Below are 1535 nucleotides of genomic sequence, written 5' to 3' on the forward strand. Positions count from 1 at the left end.
GGTCACGCCGGCCGGGCCCGGCTTCACGGCGGCGGCGCCGTCGCCCTGCCAGGCCTCGCCTTCGCTCAGCGCCTTGCCGTCGATGGTGGCACTGCCATGCACGACGAAGATGAAGCGCGGCAACGGCGCCAGCCGGAATTCGACATTCTCGGCGCTCGAAAGGATATCTTCGTAAAGGCGAAGCACGGGATGCATAGCGGCGGGTCTCCTAAGAGGCCGTTTCGAAAGAGGTTGAGTGATTGGGATCGACGTGATTCCAGGGGGTTCTGACACCAACCCCGGAGTTGCCATGTGGACCCCAACCACCCGCAAGAAGCATAACCGCAAGGCCAACCGATACCAAACCGACGTGACCGATGAGGAATGGCGCGTGATCGAACCTCACCTGCCTGCGGCGAAAGGCACAGGACGACCGCGTGCCTGGCCGATGCGCGAGATCATCAACGGCATCTTCTATGTGATGCGGGCGGGCTGTCCGTGGCGTCTGCTGCCGAGCGATTTGCCGCCGTGGAGCACAATCTATCGCTGGTTTGCGACGTTCCGCGACGAGAGTCGCTTCGAGAAAATCAACCACGCCCTGGTCATGCTCGATCGCGAACGGGTTGGCCGCCAAGCCAGTCCCACGGGTGCGATCATCGATAGCCAGAGCGTCAAGACGACCGAGGCTGGCGGGCCGCGCGGCTACGATGCCGGGAAAAAGATCAACGGGCGTAAGCGCCATGCTCTCGTCGATACGGATGGGCGCGGCCTCGTGCTTGAACCGCATCCGGCGAGCATCCAGGATCGCGATGGCGGCGGACCGCTTCTGCGGGCCTCGCGTCGCATCTTCCCGTTCATCCAGCGGGTCTTCGCCGACAGCGGATACGCGGGTGAGAAGGTTGCCAAAGCCACGTTGATCGCCGTCGAGATCGTGCGCAAGAACCCAGATCAGGTCGGCTTCGCCGTTCAGCCACGGCGTTGGGTCGTCGAGCGGTTCTTCGCCTGGATCGGGCGTAATCGGCGCCTGGCAAAGGACTTCGAGGCCACCATCGACTCCGCTCGCGCATTCCTCTACGCCGCCTCCGTCATGCTCCTCGTCCGCCGCATAGCTCGCGCCTCATGACTTTCGAAACCGACTCTTAGGGTCGAAACAGGCCAGTACCACATTCCGCAAAAGAACATATTGCGAACGGAGAACAAATGGTGTACATTGCTCCTACCAGTCGATTCCGGCGCTGCGGCAGGGGCCGCGTTTGTCGGGGGGTCGAATCCCGGCCATAAGGAGCGATACATGAGTCAGCCTGCGCTACGTGTCGTCGAAGGATCGTCCATGGATAAGTCTAAGGCCCTGTCAGCTGCGCTCAGCCAGATCGAGCGCCAGTTCGGCAAGGGCTCGGTGATGCGGCTTGGCAAGAACGACAAGTCGATGGACATCGAAACTATTTCCTCGGGCTCGCTCGGGCTCGACATTGCGCTCGGCGTCGGCGGCCTGCCGCGCGGCCGGGTGGACGAAATCTACGGGCCGGAATCCTCCGGCAAGACCACGCTGGCGCTGC

The 1535-nt window shown here is 62.8% G+C and carries 2 protein-coding genes and 1 pseudogene; 2 read left to right on the forward strand and 1 reads right to left on the reverse strand.

Going from position 1 to position 1535, the window contains the following annotated elements:
- Nucleotides 1–186 (reverse strand): hypothetical protein (locus tag RMO25_RS11590; protein ID WP_309662761.1); only part of this gene is annotated, 186 nt, incomplete at its 3' end.
- 103 nt (nt 187–289) lie between these two features.
- Here RMO25_RS11590 and RMO25_RS11595 point away from each other — a divergent pair.
- A complete protein-coding gene (locus RMO25_RS11595; RefSeq protein ID WP_309662762.1) occupies nt 290–1102 on the forward strand; it encodes an IS5 family transposase in 813 nt (270 codons plus the stop codon).
- Nucleotides 1103–1270: 168 nt separating this feature from the next.
- A pseudogene (locus tag RMO25_RS11600) lies at nt 1271–1535 on the forward strand (DNA recombination/repair protein RecA); the annotation flags it as partial.

Origin of the sequence: Sphingomonas sp., from assembly GCF_031361285.1 — a bacterium.
GTDB lineage: Bacteria > Pseudomonadota > Alphaproteobacteria > Sphingomonadales > Sphingomonadaceae > Sphingomicrobium.

Excerpts from the sequence above, each read along its gene's own strand:
- RMO25_RS11595 (WP_309662762.1), top strand. The coding sequence starts at position 290 with ATGTGGACCCCAACCACCCGCAAGAAGCATAACCGCAAGGCCAACCGA.